Origin of the sequence: Streptomyces sp. Ag109_O5-1, from assembly GCF_003814875.1 — a bacterium.
In the GTDB taxonomy this organism is placed as follows: domain Bacteria; phylum Actinomycetota; class Actinomycetes; order Streptomycetales; family Streptomycetaceae; genus Streptomyces; species Streptomyces sasae.
The window spans coordinates 6,969,553-6,985,866 of record NZ_RKQF01000001.1 but is presented as its reverse complement, the minus strand read 5'-3'; the positions used below and the strand labels follow the sequence as shown (position 1 = coordinate 6,985,866).

The 16,314-nt window shown below is 70.2% G+C and carries 13 protein-coding genes and 2 pseudogenes; 13 read left to right on the top strand and 2 right to left on the bottom strand.

Annotated features, from left to right (window positions below; all coding sequences use genetic code 11):
- Positions 1–32: 32 nt before the first annotated feature.
- The 12 genes from EDD90_RS31725 (at position 33) to EDD90_RS31670 (ending at position 12,243) form a co-directional block, all read left to right on the top strand.
- Positions 33–1,046 carry an RNA polymerase sigma factor gene (locus tag EDD90_RS31725; RefSeq protein ID WP_123976321.1) on the top strand — a complete coding sequence of 338 codons (1,014 nt, stop codon included), beginning with the start codon at positions 33–35 and terminating at the stop codon, positions 1,044–1,046.
- A 119-nt stretch (positions 1,047–1,165) separates the two neighbouring features.
- The gene (locus EDD90_RS31720) at positions 1,166–2,104 is read left to right on the top strand and encodes an ABC transporter ATP-binding protein (RefSeq protein WP_123976320.1); all 939 of its coding nucleotides are present in this window, start codon (positions 1,166–1,168) and stop codon (positions 2,102–2,104) included.
- The gene (locus EDD90_RS31715; RefSeq protein WP_093498029.1) at positions 2,101–2,871 is read left to right on the top strand and encodes an ABC transporter permease; all 771 of its coding nucleotides are present in this window, start codon (positions 2,101–2,103) and stop codon (positions 2,869–2,871) included. The genes EDD90_RS31720 and EDD90_RS31715 overlap by 4 nt, the downstream gene beginning before the upstream one ends.
- Before the next feature lie 3 nt (positions 2,872–2,874).
- Positions 2,875–3,690 carry an ABC transporter permease gene (locus EDD90_RS31710; protein ID WP_123976319.1) on the top strand — a complete coding sequence of 272 codons (816 nt, stop codon included), beginning with the start codon at positions 2,875–2,877 and terminating at the stop codon, positions 3,688–3,690.
- 5 nt (positions 3,691–3,695) lie between these two features.
- Positions 3,696–4,943, top strand: a complete 1,248-nt coding sequence (locus tag EDD90_RS31705; protein WP_185149286.1) for an MCE family protein — start codon at positions 3,696–3,698, stop codon at positions 4,941–4,943.
- Positions 4,940–5,980, top strand: coding sequence for an MCE family protein (locus EDD90_RS31700; RefSeq protein WP_123976317.1), 1,041 nt, complete (start codon positions 4,940–4,942; stop codon positions 5,978–5,980). Before EDD90_RS31705 ends, EDD90_RS31700 begins: the two co-directional genes overlap by 4 nt.
- A gap of 323 nt (positions 5,981–6,303) precedes the next feature.
- The gene (locus EDD90_RS31695) at positions 6,304–7,305 is read left to right on the top strand and encodes an MCE family protein (RefSeq protein WP_398928648.1); all 1,002 of its coding nucleotides are present in this window, start codon (positions 6,304–6,306) and stop codon (positions 7,303–7,305) included.
- Entirely contained in the window at positions 7,302–8,411 is a 1,110-nt protein-coding gene (locus tag EDD90_RS31690) for an MCE family protein (protein WP_185149285.1), read from the top strand. Before EDD90_RS31695 ends, EDD90_RS31690 begins: the two co-directional genes overlap by 4 nt.
- Entirely contained in the window at positions 8,408–9,691 is a 1,284-nt protein-coding gene (locus EDD90_RS31685) for an MCE family protein (protein WP_123976316.1), read from the top strand. Before EDD90_RS31690 ends, EDD90_RS31685 begins: the two co-directional genes overlap by 4 nt.
- Positions 9,688–10,962, top strand: a complete 1,275-nt coding sequence (locus EDD90_RS31680; RefSeq protein WP_123976315.1) for an MCE family protein — start codon at positions 9,688–9,690, stop codon at positions 10,960–10,962. The genes EDD90_RS31685 and EDD90_RS31680 overlap by 4 nt, the downstream gene beginning before the upstream one ends.
- Positions 10,963–10,973: 11 nt before the next feature.
- Positions 10,974–11,447 carry a hypothetical protein gene (locus EDD90_RS31675; RefSeq protein WP_260328226.1) on the top strand — a complete coding sequence of 158 codons (474 nt, stop codon included), beginning with the start codon at positions 10,974–10,976 and terminating at the stop codon, positions 11,445–11,447.
- 34 nt (positions 11,448–11,481) lie between these two features.
- Positions 11,482–12,243, top strand: coding sequence for a hypothetical protein (locus tag EDD90_RS31670; RefSeq protein WP_260328225.1), 762 nt, complete (start codon positions 11,482–11,484; stop codon positions 12,241–12,243).
- 1,507 nt (positions 12,244–13,750) lie between these two features.
- On the opposite strand, the pseudogene EDD90_RS31660 reads toward EDD90_RS31670, so the two are convergent.
- A pseudogene (locus EDD90_RS31660) lies at positions 13,751–13,906 on the bottom strand (site-specific integrase); the annotation flags it as partial.
- 54 nt (positions 13,907–13,960) lie between these two features.
- Between EDD90_RS31660 and EDD90_RS31655 the strand changes: the two are divergent.
- Positions 13,961–14,446: pseudogene (locus EDD90_RS31655) on the top strand (GNAT family N-acetyltransferase); the annotation flags it as partial.
- Between the two features lie 172 nt (positions 14,447–14,618).
- Here EDD90_RS31655 and EDD90_RS31650 read toward each other — a convergent pair.
- Entirely contained in the window at positions 14,619–15,923 is a 1,305-nt protein-coding gene (locus EDD90_RS31650; protein ID WP_123976311.1) for a UDP-glucose/GDP-mannose dehydrogenase family protein, read from the bottom strand.
- Positions 15,924–16,314 lie beyond the last annotated feature (391 nt).

Below are 16,314 nucleotides of genomic sequence, written 5' to 3'. Positions count from 1 at the left end.
CAGGACCGGCGGGTGAGTGCGAAGGGGCCCTCATGGCGACGGACATGCCTGCGGACACAGCGGCCGACGACGAGCGTTGGCAGCGCATGTGGAGCCATCGCGAGCAGCTGCTCAAGGTGGCCCGGCGGCGATCCATGAGCCGGGAGGACGCCGAGGACGCCGTTCACGAGGCGATGCTGCGGGCCGCGGAACGCCCGGACCTCGACGACGAGCGGCTCGGCGCCTGGCTGACGACGGTGACGATGCGGCTGTGCGTCGACCGGCACCGGCAGGTCAACCGCGAGGCCGAGGTGGGCAGCCGCCGCACACTCGTCGCGCCGGGCCCGGTTCCCGTCGAGGAGGCGGTGTGCGACCGGGCCGAGGCGAAGTGGCTCGCCGTGCGCAGCGGTGAGCTGCCCGCCCGGCAGGCGGAGGCGCTGCGGCTGAAGTCGGAGGACCTGGACGTCGGCCAGGTCGCCATGCGCATGGGGCTGAGCTACCGGACCGTCGAGTCCCTGCTGGCCCGCGCCCGGCGAACGCTGCGCGCCTCGCTGGCCGGGACGCTCGGGCTCGTGCTGTTCCTGCTGGGACGCGGCCGGCCGCGCGCGGGCGGCAAGGCGCACACGGTGGCCGTGGCCTCGACGGCGGCGACGCTGGTGGTGACGGGCTTCGCGCTGCCGTACGCGCTGGACGGCGGCGGGAAGGGCCCGGCGCCCCGGCCGGCGGTGTCCACCGGTGCCGGGGCGATCCGGTCGGACAGCACGGCCCGGGCGGGGGTCCCGGGGACGCCCGAAGCCGCACGCAAGCCGACGGGCCGCGCGCACCAGCCGGCCGCGTCCACTGCCGGCGGGTCGTCGGCGAAGATGTCCGTGCCACCCCTGCCGGCCGTCCTGCCTGCCTCGCTTCCGAGCCTGTCGGCTCCGGCGGTGCCGCGGGTTCCGGACCTGCCGGTTGTGTCGGCCGTCCCCGCGCCGCCGTCGGTCCCGCCGGTCCCGGCCCCTGACGCCGTACCGTCCGCCCCGCTCTCCGTACCCACCCCGAGTACGCCTCGCGTGAAGCTGCCGTAGGGCCCGCGAACCCGTCCGAAAAAAAATCCGGGTCCGCCGCGACGGACGCCCCGCCCCTCCCCGTAGAGCAGTCGTCGGAGCTACTCACGGGCGAGGGCACGGGCGAAGGGCGGGACCGGATGGGTGTCGAGATCTGTGTGGAAGGGCTGACCAAGTCCTTCGGTCACCAGGTCATCTGGCAGGACGTGTCACTGACGCTGCCCGCCGGGGAGGTCTCGGTCATGCTCGGCCCCTCCGGGACGGGCAAGTCGGTGTTCCTCAAGACGCTCGTCGGCCTGCTCAAGCCGGACCGCGGCTCGGTCACGGTGGCCGGGCGGGACATCACCAAGCTGCGTGAGCACGATCTGTACGAGGTGCGGAAGTTGTTCGGCGTGCTGTTCCAGGACGGCGCGCTGTTCGGCTCGATGAACCTGTACGACAACATCGCCTTCCCCCTGCGCGAGCACACCCGCAGGTCGGAGAGCGAGATCCGGCGGATCGTGCTCGAGAAGATGGACATGGTCGGGCTGCTCGGCGCCGAGGCCAAGCTGCCCGGCGAGATCTCCGGCGGTATGCGCAAACGCGCCGGGCTTGCCCGGGCGCTGGTCCTGGACCCGGAGATCATCCTCTTCGACGAGCCGGACTCCGGCCTCGACCCGGTGCGCGTGGCCTACCTCAACCAGCTCATCGTCGACCTCAACGCGCAGATCGACGCGACCTTCCTCATCGTCACCCACGACATCGCCTCCGCCCGCCAGGTCCCCGACAACATCGGGCTGCTGTTCCGGCGCGAGCTGGTGATGTTCGGGCCTCGTGAACAGCTGCTGACCAGCGACGAGCCGGTCGTCCGCCAGTTCCTGAACGGCCGGATGCAGGGGCCGATCGGCATGGCGGAGGAGAAGGACGCGGCCCAGGTCGAACAGGAACTCGCCCAGATCCGGGAACCCACCGGGACTCCCGGCAGCAGGCCCCTGACCCCCCGCCTGCTGCCGGGCCCCGGCATCACCCGACCGCCCCGCTGGGAGGCGATCGCGGCACGGGAGGCCGAGCTGCAGCGGAAGGAGGTGGCCGACGCATGAGCCTGTCCCCCACCGGTGCGCTACGGCACTCTGGCAACCTGTTCGCGATGGCCCTGGACGTCGTCCGGACCCTGCCCCGACGGCCTTTCCAGGCAAGGGAGTTCATCCAGCAGGCGTGGTTCGTCGCGAGTGTCACGATCCTGCCCACCGCCCTCGTGTCCATCCCCTTCGGCGCGGTCATCGCGCTCCAGATCGGCAGCCTGACCCGGCAGCTCGGCGCCCAGTCCTTCTCCGGGGCCGCGTCCGTGCTCGCGGTGCTGCGCGAGGCCTCGCCGATCGTCACGGCCCTGCTGATCGCGGGCGCGGGAGGCACGGCGATCTGCGCGGACCTCGGGGCGCGCAAGATCCGGGACGAGATCGACGCGATGCAGGTGCTCGGCATCGACCCGATCCACCGGCTGGTGGTGCCGCGCGTGCTGGCCTCGATGGTGGTGGCCGTGCTGCTCAACGGTCTGGTGTCGGTCGTCGGCGTCGCGGGCGGCTACTTCTTCAACGTCATCCTGCAGAACGGCACGCCCGGCGCCTACCTGGCCTCCTTCACCACCCTCGCCCAGCTGGACGACCTGTGGGCGGCCGAGCTGAAGGCGCTGGTGTTCGGGGCGATCGCCGCGATCGTCGCCTCCTACAAGGGGCTGACCGCGCAGGGCGGGCCGAAGGGCGTGGGCGACGCGGTCAACCAGTCGGTCGTGATCACCTTCATGTTGCTGTTCGTGACCAACTTCGTGATGACCGCGGTGTACTTCCAGGTCGTCCCGCAGAGGGGTTAGCCCATGCGACTTCTCAGCCGTCCACTGGACGCTCTCGAAGAGCTCGGATCCCAGCTCTCCTTCTACGGGCGCTCACTGGCCTGGACGGGCCGCACCGTGCGCCGCTACAAGAAGGAGATCCTGCGGCTGCTCGCCGAGGTGAGCTTCGGCCGAGGCGCCCTCGCCGTCGTCGGCGGCACGGTCGGCGTGATCGCCTTCCTCTCCTTCTTCACCGGTACCGAGGTCGGCCTCCAGGGCTACGCGGCCCTCAACCAGCTCGGCACCTCCAACTTCGTCGCGTTCCTGTCGGCGTACTTCAACACCCGGGAGATCGCCCCGCTGGTGGCCGGACTCGCCCTGTCCGCGACAGTCGGCGCCGGGTTCACCGCGCAGCTCGGTGCGATGCGGATCAGCGAGGAGACCGACGCGCTGGAGGTGATGGGCGTCCCGTCGCTGCCGTTCCTGGTGACGACGCGGATGATCGCCGGCTTCGTCGCGGTGATCCCGCTGTACGTGATCGGGCTCTTGTCCTCGTACCTCGCCGCCCGCACCATCACGACCGGTTACTACGGGCAGTCGACGGGCACGTACGACCACTACTTCCACCAGTACCTGCCACCGGTCGACGTCTTCTGGTCGTTCGGCAAGGTGATCGTCTTCGCCGTCCTGATCATCCTGGTGCACTGCTACTACGGCTACCACGCGAGCGGCGGCCCGGCGGGCGTCGGCGTCGCGGTCGGCCGTGCGGTGCGGACCTCGATCGTCGCCATCAACGTCCTGGACTTCTTCCTGAGCCTCGCGATCTGGGGCGCCACCACAACCGTACGAATCGCGGGGTGAGGCCGGTGAGAGCACTGAGACTCAGGTTGTACGGCGTCGCGTTCATCGCCGTGCTCGCGCTGCTGCTGTCGCTCGCCGTGGCCGTCTACGAGCAGGCGTTCACGCCGGTCGTGCGCATCACGCTGCAGGCCGACACGCTCGGCAACCAGCTCGAGCCGCGCGCCGACGTCAAGCTGCGCGGGCTGCTGGTCGGCGAGGTTCGGGCAACGCACGCGGACGGGACGAAGGCCACGCTCGACATCGCGCTCAAGCCTGAGTACGTCCCGTACATCCCCTCGGACGTACACGCGCGGTTGCTGCCCAAGACACTCTTCGGCGAGAAGTACGTCGATCTCGTGCCGCCCGCCGGGTCGGCGGCCCGGCCCATCCGCGCCGGGGACGTCATCACGCAGGACCGCACCACGGTCGGCATCGAGGTACAGCAGCTGATGAACGACCTGCTGCCGCTGCTGCGGACGGTCCGGCCGGGCGAACTCAACGCCACGCTCTCGGCGTTCGCCACCGCTCTGGAGGGCCGCGGCGACCGGATCGGCGACAACCTCACACGGGTCGAGGGCTATCTGCGCCGCCTCAACCCGCACCTGCCCTCCCTCGAGGAGGACATCACACGGTTCGCGGACGTCGCCGAGGTGTACGGCGACGCCGCACCCGACCTGATGCGGATCCTGCGCAACACGGTCACCACCAGCCGAACGATCGTCGAGAAGAGGGACCGGTTGGCCTCGGCTCTGCGCGCGACCGCCTCCGTGGCGGGCACGGCGAACGACTTCCTGTCCGAGAACGGCGACCGGCTGATCACCCTGGGCCGGGTCGCCCGCCCCACGCTGGAGCTGTTCGCCCGCTACTCCCCCGAGTACCCCTGTCTGTTCCAGGGCCTGGTCCGGCAGGAGAAGGCGTCGGAGGACGCGTTCCGGGGCGGCGAGATGCGGATCACCCTCGAGGTCGTCCGGCCGCAGGGGGCGTACCGGCCCGGTGAGGAGCCGGTGTACGGCGAACGGTCCGGCCCGAACTGCCGCGGCCTGCCGCATCCGCAGGTGCCCGGGCCGAAGCCCCACCTCGACGACGGTACGTCGGCCGGAGGTTCCGGCGGCGCACTCCCCGGAGGTGTCGACGTGTCCGCCACCCGGGCCGAGCAGCGGGCCGTCGGCTCGCTCGTGGCCCCCGTCATGGGCGTCCCCGCGGACCAGGTGCCGCCCGTGGCGACCCTGCTGTTCGGGCCGCTCGCGCGCGGAACGGCGGTGAGTGTCGCATGAGCAGGTCAGGAGCCCGGCAGACCGCCGCCCCGCTGGTCAAGTTCAGCCTCTTCGCGCTGGTCACGATCGCGGCGACGGCGCTGCTCGCCGCCACCATCGTCAACGTCTCCTTCACCCCCGAGGACACCTATCACGCGGTGTTCACCGACGTCACCGGGCTGGAGACCGGCGACGACATCCGGGTGGCCGGAGTGCGGGTGGGAGAGGTCGACGGCATCCGGATCAAGGACCGGACCCTGGCGGAGGTCACGTTCACCGTCAGCGCGGACCGGCCGCTGCTCGCCGGGACCCACGCGGTCGTCCGCTACCGCAACCTGGTCGGGCAGCGGTACATCGCGCTCACCGAGGGCACGGGTGACGTCACCGCCCGGCTGCGGCCGGGCGGCACGATCCCGCTGTCCCGGACCCAGCCGGCGCTGGACCTCAACGCGCTGCTGAACGGCTTCAAGCCGCTGTTCGCCGCGCTCAGCCCGAGCGACGTCAACCAGCTCGCCACCGAGATCGTCCAGACCCTGCAGGGCGAGGGCGGCACGGTGAACAGCCTGCTCGCGCACACCGCCTCGCTCACCAGCACCCTCGCCGACCGCGACAAGCTGATCGGATCGGTGATCGACAACCTCAACACCGTCCTGGAGACGCTCGACAAGCGCGGCTCCCGCTTCTCCGGGCTGCTCACGCAGCTGCGCCGGGTGGTCTCGGGGCTGGCCGCCGACCGCGGGCCCATCGGGGAGTCGCTGGTGAGCATCGGCGACCTCACGGACGTCACGTCGGAGCTGCTCAAGGACGCGCGTCCACCGCTGAAGGACGACATCGCCGGGCTCGGCGATCTCACCGGAACGCTGAACAAGAACGAGAACACCGTGGAGGGCGTCCTGAAGCGGCTGCCGAACAAGCTCGAGAAGCTGACGGGGACCGCCTCGTACGGCTCGTGGTTCAACTTCTACCTCTGCGACTTCGACGGCCGGATCGTGCTGCCGAAGACCAAGCAGGTGATCAGCCCGGAGCTGCACGTGGCGCAGGCGAGGTGTGGCGGATGAGCATGCGCATCAGGCGGCGCAATATCCGCCGCCCCGAGCCGCTGGTGAAGGTACGCGTCCTCCCGCCGAAGCTGCCGAAACTCCCCAGGCTGCTGCCCAAACGCAAACCCCGCCCCGAACCCCTGGTGAAAGTACGCGTCCTCCCGCCGAAGCTGCCGAAACTCCCCAGACTGCTGCCCAAACGCAAACCCCGCCCCGAACCCCTGGTGAAAGTACGCGTCCTCCCGCCGAAGCTGCCGAAACTCCCCAGACTGCTGCCGAAACGCAAACCCCGCCCCGAACCCCTCGTGAAGGTACGCGTCCTGCCGCCGAAGCTGCCCAGGATCCGGCTCAAGCGGCCACGCCTGAAGCCCTTTCGCGAGCGCAATCCGGTCGTCGTCGGCGCCGTCGGCCTCACCGTCCTCGCGCTGCTCACGTTTGCCGCCTTCAACGCCGACAGCCTGCCGCTGATCGGCGGCGGCGACACCTACAGCGCGGCCTTCTCCGAGGCCGGCGGGCTCAAGCCGGGCGACGAGGTGCGGATCGCCGGGGTCAAGGTCGGCAAGGTCGAGGGCGTCGACCTGGACGGCGACCACGTCAAGGTGACCTTCAAGGTGAAGGGCCATCCGGCGTTCGGTACCGACACGGGTGCCTCGATCCGTGTCAAGACGATCCTCGGCGCGAAGTACCTGGCCCTGTACCCGAAGGGGCCCGGCCAGTTGAAGCCGGGCCGCGAGATCCCGCTCCGGCGGACCGTGTCGGCGTACGACGTCGTCCAGGCCTTCAGCGACCTGACGACCACCACCGAGGAGGTCGACACGGACCGGCTCGCGAAGGCACTGGACACGATCTCCGTCACCTTCCAGGACTCCCCCGAGGAGGTGCGGGCGTCGGTCAAGGGGCTGTCGCGGATCTCCCGGACCGTCGCCGCCCGTGACAAGGCGCTGCGCGGGCTCCTCGACCATGCGAACGGAGTCACCAAGGTGCTGGCCGGTCACACGAAGGACTTCTCCGCGCTGGTGAAGGACGGTGACGCCCTGTTCAAGGAGATCGACGAGCGGCGCGCGGCGATCCACAAGCTGCTCAAGAGCTCCGCGCTGCTCGGCATCGAGCTGTCCGGCCTGGTCGACGACAACAGCAAGGAGATCGGGCCCGCACTGAAGAACCTCGACACCTTCGTGACGATGCTCGAACGCAACCAGGCGAGCCTCGACCGCAGCGTCCGACTGCTCGCTCCCTACGTACGGCTCTTCACCAACACCCTCGGCAACGGCCGCTGGTTCGACTCCTACATCCAGAACCTGGTCGCCGCCCCGGTCACGCCACGGACGGGAGGCACCCGATGACCCGCAGACTCCTGGCCCTGTTCACCGCGCTCGCGATCGTCGTCGGCCTCGCCGTCGTCCTGTGGCCGGGCCCCGGCCCCGTGCGCGTCACGGCGTACTTCCCGCGCACCGTCGGCATCTACCCCGGCTCCGACGTCCGTGTCCTCGGCGTCCGCATCGGCGAGGTCAGGGAGATCACGCCGGAGGGCGACCGGGTACGGGTGGAGCTGGAATACGACCGGGGCCGCAAGGTCCCCGCCGACGCACAGGCCGCCATCGTCAACTCCTCGGTGGTCAGCGACCGTTACGTGCAGCTGCTGCCGGTGTACCGCAGGGGCGCGGTGCTGCGGGACGGAGGCGTCATCCCCGAGTCCCGTACGGCCGTCCCCGTCGAGCTGGACCGGATCTTCGACAGCCTGCACACCACCGCCGAGGCGCTCGGCCCGAACGGTGCCAACAAGAAAGGCTCGCTGTCCCGGCTGCTCGGGGTGAGCGCGGACAACCTCCGGGGGCAGGGCGAGAACCTCAACCAGACGGTGGAGGACCTGTCCCAGGCGGTCACCACGCTGTCCGACGGGCGCGGCGACCTGTTCGGGACCGTCCGGAACCTTCAGGTGTTCACGGCCGCACTGGCGGCGGACGACAGCAGCGTGCGGTCGTTCAACACCGACCTCGCCGACGTGGCCGGGCAGCTCGCCGGGGAGCGCAAGGATCTCGCGGCCGCGCTCAAGTACCTGGCCGCCGCACTCGGCGACGTGTCCGGCTTCGTGAAGGGCAACAAGAAGGCGCTGACCTCGGACGTGCAGGGCCTGGCCAAGGTCACCAAGGTCCTCGTCACCCAACGGGACGCTCTGGAGGAGCTGTTGACCGTCGCCCCCACGGGCCTGTCGAACCTGCAGAACGCCTACGACCCCACCGCCGGCACCCTCGACACCCGCAACAACGCGCAGACCCCGCAGGATCCGTCATCCCTTCTCTGCTCGATCCTGAAGACGACCGGCGACGACCACGACAACTGTGCCGGGCTGAAGAAGCTTCTCCACTCCCTGCCCGAGGTTCCGTCGGCCCCGGCGTCGACGGGCACGGTCGACAAGACCCTCGGCGGAATTCTGGGGGCACCGGCATGAGCGTGCAGCGCAAGGGGCGGGTGGCCGCCTGGACGGCGGTCGGCTCGCTGCTGCTGACCGGCTGCGAGTTCAACGGCTGGTACGACGTTCCGCTCCCCGGCGGCGCCGCCTCGGACGGTCACGCCTACCACGTCACCGTCGACTTCCGGGACGTCCTGGACCTGGTGCCGCAGTCGGCGGTCAAGGTCGACGACGTCACCGTCGGCACGGTCGAGAAGGTGGAACTGGACGGCTGGCACGCCCGCGTGCGGCTCAGAATCGCCGACTCGGTGAAGCTGCCCGGCAACGCCGTCGCCGATCTGAGGCAGACCAGCATGCTCGGCGAGAAGTACGTCGCCCTGTCCGCGCCGGCCGGCACGCGGCCCGTCGGACGGCTCCACGACGGCGACCGCATCCCGCTGTCCCGCAGCGGCCGCAACCCGGAGGTCGAGGAGGTGCTGTCGGCCCTGTCCGCGCTGCTCAACGGCGGCGGGGTGGCCCAGCTGAAGACGATCACCGTCGAGTTGAACAAGGCCCTCAGCGGCCGCGAGGACCGGGTCAGGTCCCTGCTGAAGCAGCTCGACACGTTCCTCGGCGGCCTCGACGACCAGCGGGCGGAGATCGTGCGCGCGCTCAAGGGCGTCGACCGGCTGGCGAAGCGGCTGAAGAACGAGAAGAAGACCATCGCCCTGGCCGTCGACACCATGCCGCCCGCCCTGAAGGCCCTCGCCGACCAGCGCAAGGACCTGACGAAGATGCTCACCGCCCTGTCAACGCTCGGCAAGACCGGCACCAGGGTGGTGAACGCCTCCCACGACGACACCGTCGCCGACCTGAAGAAACTCCGGCCCATCCTGCAGGAGCTGAACAAGGCGGGCGACGACCTGCCCGACTCCCTTGAGCTCCTGACCACTTACCCGTTCCCGCGCAACGCGACGGACGCCGTCAAGGGCGACTACGTCAACCTGAAGATCACTGCCGACCTCGACCTGGCGGACCTGTACGGCAACGTCACCGGCAAGCCGGGCAACGGCGGGAAGTCCCCGGCCCCCGGGACCCCGCACCTTCCCGGCGTCCCCACTCCCACCCCTCTCCCGTCCGTCCCGTCCCTGCCGGGCACCCCGTCCGTGCCCCCCGTGCCCTCGGCACCCGCCGTGCCCTCGACACCCTCCGACGGCAGCACCCTGCTGTGCCCGCCGGTGTGCACCGCTGCCTACGGCACCGAGGGCGGCTCGCGTCGCCTCCCGCCGGGGGTCGATCTCGGCCTCGCCGAGCTGATGCTGAAGGGGATACTGCCGTGATCACACGTACGGTCAGGGCCCAGCTGCTCGCCTTCGCGACCGTCACCGCCCTCGGAGTGTCGTATGTCGGCGCCCGGTACACGGGCCTGGTGGACGACGTCCTGCACCGCGGCTACACCGTGCGCGCCGACTTCGCCGAATCCGGGGGCGTCTTCCCCGGCGCCGAGGTCACCTACCGGGGGGTGCCGGTTGGCCGCGTGGGCGATCTGCGGCTGACCGGGTCCGGGATCTCGGTGGCGCTGAAGATCGAGGACGGCGCCCCGAGGATCCCGGCCGACACGCTCGCGGTGATCGCCGACCGTTCGGCGGTGGGCGAGCAGTACGTCGACCTCCAGCCACGGCGGTCGGGCGGGCCGTACCTCATGGACGGCAGCCCGATCCCGCGCAGCCGCACCCGGACCCCGCTGCCGGTCACCGACCTGGTCCTCAGCCTCGACCGGCTGGTCAACTCGGTCGGCAAGGACGATCTGCGGGTCACCGTGGACGAGCTGGGCAAGGCGTTCGCCGGCACCGGACCGAACCTGAGCCGACTGGTGGACTCCGGCGACGCGCTGGTGGAGTCGGCATCCGATTCGCTCCCCCAGACGGTCTCGCTGATCGAGGACTCGCGGAAGGTGCTCAAGACACAGGCCGACGAGGGCTCGGCCATCAAGTCGTTCTCCCGCGACCTGGCCACGCTCACCGAGCAGCTGAAGTCGAGCGACGGCGATCTGCGCAGGCTTATCGGCAACACCGCGCCCGCCGCCCAGCAGTTGGACTCCCTGCTGAAGTCCACCCGGCCGCACGTGCCGGTCCTGCTGGCCAACCTCATCAGCGGCGGCCAGATCACCGTGGCCCGGCTGCCCGGCGTCGAACAGGCCCTGGTCACGCTCCCGCTCACGGTCGCGGGCAGCTACACGGTCATCCCCGGCGACGGCACCACCCACTTCGGGCTGACCGTGAACGCCGATGACCCTCCCGCATGCACCCAGGGCTACGGCACCCGGCGGCGCGACCCCGCCGACACCGGCACGCGCCCGGCGAACACCGACGCCCGCTGCACGGTACCGCGCGGCAGCAAGACCTCGGTGCGCGGAGCGCAGAACGCGCCCGGCGTGACGACCGGTCGGTACGGCGCCGACCAGGCCGCGTTCGTGGCCCCGTACGACCCGGAGACCGGCTCCGTGACCGGCCCGGACGGAACGCCCGTCGAGATCGGCTCGACGGGCGGGGAACAGACCGTGTTCGGAAAGGAGTCGTGGCAATGGCTGCTCGTGGGACCGATGGCGTGAGAGGCGGCCGCATGAGGCTGCTGTCGGCGGGGCTCGTCGCCGCGACCGTGCTGACGACCGTGCTGTGTGTCTGGCTGGGCCTGAAGCTGTCCGACCAGCGCGCGGCGGAACAGCGCCGTCAGGACATCCTGGCGGCGGCCCGCCAGTCGGCGCTGAGCTTCACCTCGCTCGACTACCGGCACTACGACCGGGACAGCGGCAATGTGCTGAAGGGCGCCACCGGCGAGTTCAAGAAGGAGTTCGCCGCTCAGACCGCACAGCTGACGAAGCTGGTTGCGCAGAACAAGTCGGTGTCCGAGGGGCAGGTCCTGGAAGCGGGCATCGTGCGGTCCGACGCGCGCTCGGCCCGGGTCCTGGTCGTGGCCGACAGCAAGGTGACCAACACCGCCGCGCCCGAGGGCCAGGCGCGCACCTACCGGCTCCAGCTCGACCTCGCGCGCGTGGCCGGCCGCTGGCTGACCTCCGACGTCGCGTTCGTGGGCTGACCCACCCGTGAGGCCATCGATGAGAAGAGACACCGTGGTGAACCCGACCTCCCGCACCCGCGGCACCGGCTCACCGGCCCGCCGCACCATGACCGCGGCCGCCCGCGCGGCAGCCAAGCGCGCCGGACGGCCCGCGCTCCCCGAGCACGGTGCCCGCCAGGAAGAGCAGACTCCCTCCGGGCGCACCCTGCTCGTCGAGCCCCCGGCGAACGGCTGGGAGGACCCGCGGGAGCCCGAGTCTCCCGAGTCGTTCGAGGGGGAGCAGCCGGAGGACGGCGCGCCCTCGCGCAAGGCCCGGCCGAGCGTGCTCACCGCGGTGCTGGGCCTCGTCCTCGTGGCGGCCCTGGTGGCGGCGGCCGTACTCGGGTGGCAGTACCGGCAGGGGCGGCAGGCGGAACAGGCCCGCGGCGAGGCCCTCGCGGCGGCGCGGCAGGCGGCGCCGGTCGTGCTGTCGTACGACTACCGGCACCTGGACCGGGACTTCTCCCAGGCCCGCGCCCTGCTGACCGGGCACTTCCGCGACCAGTACGGCAAGACCACGAAGGCGGTGGTCGCGCCGACCGCGACGAAGTACCACGGCGTGGTGAAGGCGACCGTGGCCACACCCACCGACGGCGGCACCCCGGCGGTCTCCGTCGTGTCGGCCACACCGGACCGGGCCGTCGTCCTGCTCTTCGTCAACCAGGTCACCCGGAGCACCCAGGTCCCGGAGCCCCGGCTGGACCTGAACCGGGTGCGTATGACGCTCACCCGCACCTCCGACGGCTGGAAGGTGAGCGGCGTCGACGCCCTCTGACCAGCCCCGTAAGTGCCCTCGCGCAGTCGTGCGGGGGGCACTTTTTCGTGGGGAACGGGGTGCGGCCCGAAGACGTCCGCCCCAGAAGCCGGCGCCCCCGCCCGCCGCCGCCCGAGGGGGATCCGAAGGTGCCGCCGTTGCCCCCGGCACCCGGTGTTCCGTTCCCACCGTTGCTTCGACCGCCGCTGCCTCCGCTGCCTGCTCCGCCGGAGGCGCACATCCCACCGCCGCCCGAGCCGGCACCGCTGACGCCGGTGCCGTTGCCACCGGGGTTGCAGTTGGCAGTCCCGACGCCACCGGGCCCACCGGGCCGCAGGGGCAAGTTGGTGCCTCCGGCGACGGCGACCAGCATCCGCGGGTCTGTCGCTGGAACGCCGGTCAGTCCGCAAGGGGCGGAAGACACTGAGCACGTGCGGACGTCGGACACGCCGCCGCCTGCTCCGCCGCGGGCACTGCCGCCCGTGCCACCTGCCACCCCGACCTCGACATACAGGGTGCTGCCGGGCGTGACCGGGATGTCCGCGGTCACCTGTGCTCCGGAGCTTCCGCTGCTGATCCGTGGTGATGCCGTTGGCGCCGTCGGTGACCACATGGATGCTGGTCACCCCGGAGGGAACGGTGAAGGTGTCTTCCCCGGTGGTGGTGTACGTGCAGGTGGGGGGTCCACCGGTGAAGGTTCCATTGGTGCCGCACGGATTTTGCGCGTGCGCCTCCTGGGACGATGCCCCCGCGAGGCCGAGTGCCAGGCTCGCGGAAAGCGCCACGGCCGTTGGCCACCGGGGTCTTGTACGCGGTGCCCGGCCATCCACGGCCCGCACAGACGGCCCGCGAACCCACGACCCCAAGTGACGGGAACGGGGTCTTTGTCGGCCCCAAGGGGTCTGGGTGCTCACCGCTTCGACGACTGCAGCCGGTCTCGACCGACTCCCCAGCCCTCCTTCCTACGGGCTCGTGGAGTCCTCAATGGGAACCTCATGGGAACGGAAGGTCGGGTAAAGGCGGGGAACGATCGAACGACAACGCAAGGTCGGACTGCGCTGACCAGAAGGAACGACGAATCCCGAGGAAGATCATCACGGACGGGGAAGACTATAGGGACTCTCCTAAAGCGGGTGTCGCAGGTCCGAATCCTGCCGGGGGCACCAGGCAAAACGGCCCGGACCGATCATGGTCCGGGCCGTTTTGACGGCAGGCTTTGACGGCAGTCGCCTCTACGTGGCAGTAGGCCGATCAACGCCCAGGCTTCATAACGTGTCCCAAAGCGACGAACCCGACGCCGACCGCGAGAAGCGACGGGGAGCGGACATTCCAGCTCACCAGCATGAGCAGGGCCCCGGTACCCCACAGCCGGGGCTGTCGCACCAGCCGGGGAAGGCGTCGGCCAGGCATCCGTCCGAGTAGCAACGCGTGCATCCCGAGCACAGCCCAACTGATGGCCAATACCAGCAGTAGCACCAGACCTATGAGCATCCCGCCCCCAACTATGCGACGACTCGCCAACAGTCTGTCAGGCGGCGGGCCGTCGGCGTTTGAGCAGCCGGTCCATGTGGCTGATCGCCTCCCGCCGGGTGTCGTGCACGACGTGCGTATACACGTCCATCGTGATGCTGATCTGGCTATGTCCCAGGATCTCCATGATGACCCGTGGGGCAACGCCGGCCGCTGCGGCTTCCAGGAAGGCCAAGGTCTCCTCCAGGGTCCACGGCCGGCGCCTGCCATCGAACTGCGCACGTTCACGACTCTCGACACCGCCCGCGGCGACCTCCTCGATGTGTACGCCGACGTGCGCGCCCCGCTCCTCCACCTGCCAAACTACGCGGTCACCGCGTTCGGCGAGCGCCTTGACCGACACAGCACCGAGCCGGGATTCACGGCCGTCCTCGCGTACGCAGACGGACATCCAGTCGGCTACGCCTACGGCAACACCATCGAGCACGGCGACCGCTACTGGCAGCGCACCAGCCCGATGCCTGCGGAGAAGTACACCGAGCGCCCGGCGGTGGCCCTGAAGGAGATCGGCGTCCGGCCAGCCTGGCGGAAGACCGGCACCGCCCGCCGCATCCACGACGCCCTCCTCGCCGCCCGCGACGAGCCGTACGTGACGCTCATGGTCAACTCGGCTGCCGGGGACGGGAAGGTTCACGCGCTCTACAAGTCGTGGGGGTACAAGGACATCGGGCAGAGCCAGCCGTCACCGGCCTCGGGCGGATGGTTGCCTGCACGGTCGGCCACAGCCCGTTCCCAAAGGGGCCGCCTCGTGGGCGGTGCGCTTCGTGGCCTTGGCCAGGTCGGAGGAGAAGCCCCGGGACGCGGGAGGGGGATGAGCGCCCCGGGACCGTTCTGGTCGGCGCGCTCATGTGGCGCGTCGGCTGCTTTCAGGGCCGGCCGAGCGCACGGTACGTCCATCCCGCCGCGCGCCACCGTCCGCCGTCCAGGGCGTTGCGGCCGTCGATGATGTACGGCCGCGCCACCATGTCCCGCAGTACGGCGGGGTCCAGGTCTCGGAACTCCTGCCACTCGGTGAGGTGGAGGACGACATCGGCCTGGCACAGGGCGTCCTCGGCGGAGGTCGCGTAGGCCAGGGTCGGGAACGCCTTGCGAGCGTTGTCCATGGCCTTGGGGTCGTAGACGCTCACATTGCCGCCCTGGAGTTGTATCTGCGCGGCCACGTTGAGGGCCGGGGAGTCCCGTATGTCGTCGGAGTCGGGCTTGAATGCAGCGCCCAGGACGGCGATCCGACGGCCGAGGAAGCTGCCCCCGGCCGCTTCGCGTGCCAGGTCCACGACCCGGCTGCGGCGGCGCATGTTGATGTGGTCGACCTCGCGGAGGAAGGTCAGTGCCTGGTCCACGCCCAGCTCTCCCGCTCGGGCCATGAAGGCGCGGATGTCCTTGGGCAGGCAACCTCCGCCGAATCCGACTCCGGCGCGCAGGAAGCGGCCGCCGATGCGGGTGTCGTGGGACAGGGCCTCGGCGAGGAGGGTGACGTCGGCGCCGGCGGCCTCGCAGACCTCGGCCATGGCATTGATGAAGGAGATCTTGGTGGCCAGGAAGGCGTTGGCCGAGGTCTTCACCAGCTCCGCCGTCGGGAAGTCGGTGACGACGACCGGAGTTCCGTTCGAGATGACGGGGGCGTAGACCGCGCACAGGCGCGCCTCCGCCGCCGTCGACCGCACGCCGAAGACCAGCCGGTCCGGCCGGAGGGTGTCCTCGACGGCGAAGCCCTCCCGGAGGAACTCGGGGTTCCAGGCGAGTTCGGCGTCCTCGGGCAGCATCGCCGCCAGTCGCTCGGCGGTGCCGACCGGGACGGTGGACTTGCCGACCACGAGCGCGTTCCGGCCGGCCAGAAGCGGGGCCAGGTACTCGATGACGGCGTCGACGTAGCGCAGGTCCGCCGCGTTGCCACCGGGCGACTGCGGGGTACCGACGCAGGAGAAGTGGACTTCGCCGAATTCGGCGACTTCCTCGTAAGAGGTGGTGAAGCGCAGCCGCCCGGTGGCCACGTGTTTGGCCAGAAGCTCTTCCAGACCGGGTTCATAGAAAGGGACCCTGCCGGACCGCAATGCGGCGATCTTGTCCGGGTCGACGTCGAGCCCGAGAACCTCGTGGCCTATTTCTGCCATACAGGCAGCATGCGTGGCACCGAGATATCCGGTGCCGATGACTGTCACACGGGCAGACACTGAATCGCCTTCCGCACATGGTGCTCAGTGACCCCTTTGGAGGTCTGTGGAGAGCGGAACCATAACCCGGGGAAGAGAGCGAATCGACCGCGCCCACCCATGTCACGCAAACGTCACACGGACGTGATCCATCACGCCTTCAACGTGTAACCCTCACACATCTTTCACATCTCTGTTGAATAACAGACGATCTTGATGTGACGATTTGAGGTGTTTTTCATGATTTAGCACACTGTAACTCCTGCTAGTTTCCGGCCAGTTGGCGAAAATCAGCGTCGAGGTCGCCAGCAGCAGGGGTAGGAGGGCGACCGGGGCCGTGCAGGCCCGACGGAGCAGTCGGCACAGCCCGCCGACAGACGACCTTCCGTGCCTGAATCTCCGATTCCACGGC

Excerpts from the sequence above, each read along its gene's own strand:
- EDD90_RS31685 (WP_123976316.1), top strand. The coding sequence starts at position 8,408 with ATGAGCGTGCAGCGCAAGGGGCGGGTGGCCGCCTGGACGGCGGTCGGC.
- EDD90_RS31715 (WP_093498029.1), top strand. The coding sequence starts at position 2,101 with ATGAGCCTGTCCCCCACCGGTGCGCTACGGCACTCTGGCAACCTGTTC.
- EDD90_RS31720 (WP_123976320.1), top strand. The coding sequence starts at position 1,166 with ATGGGTGTCGAGATCTGTGTGGAAGGGCTGACCAAGTCCTTCGGTCAC.
- EDD90_RS31725 (WP_123976321.1), top strand. The coding sequence starts at position 33 with ATGGCGACGGACATGCCTGCGGACACAGCGGCCGACGACGAGCGTTGG.
- EDD90_RS31690 (WP_185149285.1), top strand. The coding sequence starts at position 7,302 with ATGACCCGCAGACTCCTGGCCCTGTTCACCGCGCTCGCGATCGTCGTC.
- EDD90_RS31675 (WP_260328226.1), top strand. The coding sequence starts at position 10,974 with ATGAGGCTGCTGTCGGCGGGGCTCGTCGCCGCGACCGTGCTGACGACC.
- EDD90_RS31700 (WP_123976317.1), top strand. The coding sequence starts at position 4,940 with ATGAGCAGGTCAGGAGCCCGGCAGACCGCCGCCCCGCTGGTCAAGTTC.
- EDD90_RS31710 (WP_123976319.1), top strand. The coding sequence starts at position 2,875 with ATGCGACTTCTCAGCCGTCCACTGGACGCTCTCGAAGAGCTCGGATCC.